The organism is Pseudoxanthomonas sp. LjRoot204_2, from assembly GCF_056175765.1.
On record NZ_JBGFFG010000662.1, the window covers coordinates 1 to 1,297 of the forward strand.

Consider the following 1,297-nt stretch of genomic DNA (forward strand, 5'->3'; position numbering starts at 1 on the left):
GGACAGCATCCCGTCATGGAAGCCGGCCGTCGCGGCCGGCATGTGGATCGCCCCATGGCCGCCAAGAAGAACACCCGCAAGACCCCCGAACCCACCCTGCGCCACGTCTGGCTCGCTGGCCTGGGCCTGATCGCCGTCGCTCGCCGCGAAGCCCTCACCACCTTCGCCGACGCTGCAGGAAAACTCCAGGCCGCGCGCCAGCAGGCGGAAGCGCTTGCCGGGCAAGCCCGGCGCGATGTACGGGAGCGCCTGGCGGAGGCCCGCGAGCAGGGCGAGGCGAGCGTGGAGCGCTTCAGCGCCGATGTCGAAGCCCGCCTGCAGCCCGTGCTGGTCAAGCTGGGCCTGAAGGCGTCGGCGCGCAAGAAGCCCGCGTCCCGCACCCGCAAGAAGCCGGCGGCCAAGCGCACGCGCGCCGCTGCGCCCCGCAAGGCCGCCGCGAAGCGTCCGGCCCGCCGCAGCCGCGCTTGAGGCCGATGATCCCGGACTGGACGCCCCGGCATGCCGGGGCGTCCTGCGTTTCGGGGGCCGATCAGAGGTGCGCGGTAATCGCAGGCTCCGAGAACCAGTCGTTGTCGCGGCCGTTGGCGTAGCGGATCGGGATCTCCGCCAGCAGGGCGGGTTCCACATCGTCCAGGCAGGCGACGTTCACCGAGTAATAGCGCCCGCCCAACACCTCCAGCTCGCCGCGTCCGAACGACTTGACGCCGCAGTGACGGCAAAACAGGTGTTCCACCATGCCCGTGCCGAACGGATAGCGCGTCAGCGCTTCTTCACCCTGCAGCAGGCGGAAGGCATCCGGCTTCACCACCACGCCCCAGTACCGCGTCTTGGCGCAGACCGAGCAGTTGCAGCGGCCGCTTCCGGCGGACAGGTCGAGGTCGGCTTCGTAACGCACGGCGCCGCAATGGCAGCTGCCGGTGTACGTCTGGACGGTCATGGGGACGCGCTCGCTGCAGGAGGGAGGCTCCAGTGTTCCCTCTATCGAGGACAGAATCAGTCCTCAATGCCGGGGCATACTGGCTCCATGCTCAGTACGTCCAACCGCCTTCTCCGCCTGCTGTCGCTGATGCAGTCCCGTCGCCATTGGACCGGTGCCGAGCTGAGCCAGCGGCTGGAAATCGACCGCCGCACCCTCCGCCGCGATGTCGAGCGGTTGCGCGAACTGGGTTACCCCATCGATGCTTCGCCCGGGCTGGGCGGCGGCTACCGCCTCGGCGCCGGATCCGCGATGCCGCCGGTACTGCTGGAGGATGACGAAGCCGTTGCGGTGGCCGTGGCGCTGCGCACGGCCGCTGCC

At 70.0% G+C, this 1,297-nt stretch carries 3 protein-coding genes; 2 read left to right on the forward strand and 1 reads right to left on the reverse strand.

Translation table 11 applies throughout. The features are described from left to right. Nucleotides 1–468 (forward strand): hypothetical protein (locus tag AC04L7_RS18875; RefSeq protein WP_475513727.1); only part of this gene is annotated, 468 nt, incomplete at its 5' end. 61 nt (nucleotides 469–529) lie between these two features. Here AC04L7_RS18875 and AC04L7_RS18880 read toward each other — a convergent pair. Then, nucleotides 530–937 carry a GFA family protein gene (locus AC04L7_RS18880; protein WP_299343764.1) on the reverse strand — a complete coding sequence of 136 codons (408 nt, stop codon included), beginning with the start codon at nucleotides 935–937 and terminating at the stop codon, nucleotides 530–532. Nucleotides 938–1,024: 87 nt separating this feature from the next. Between AC04L7_RS18880 and AC04L7_RS18885 the strand changes: the two genes are divergently transcribed. Continuing rightward, the coding region (locus tag AC04L7_RS18885; RefSeq protein ID WP_475513728.1) for a helix-turn-helix transcriptional regulator at nucleotides 1,025–1,297 on the forward strand (273 nt) is incomplete at its 3' end.

What these genes read in the sequence shown, in the direction of transcription:
- AC04L7_RS18880 (WP_299343764.1), bottom strand. Translation starts at nt 937, where the DNA reads ATGACCGTCCAGACGTACACCGGCAGCTGCCATTGCGGCGCCGTGCGT.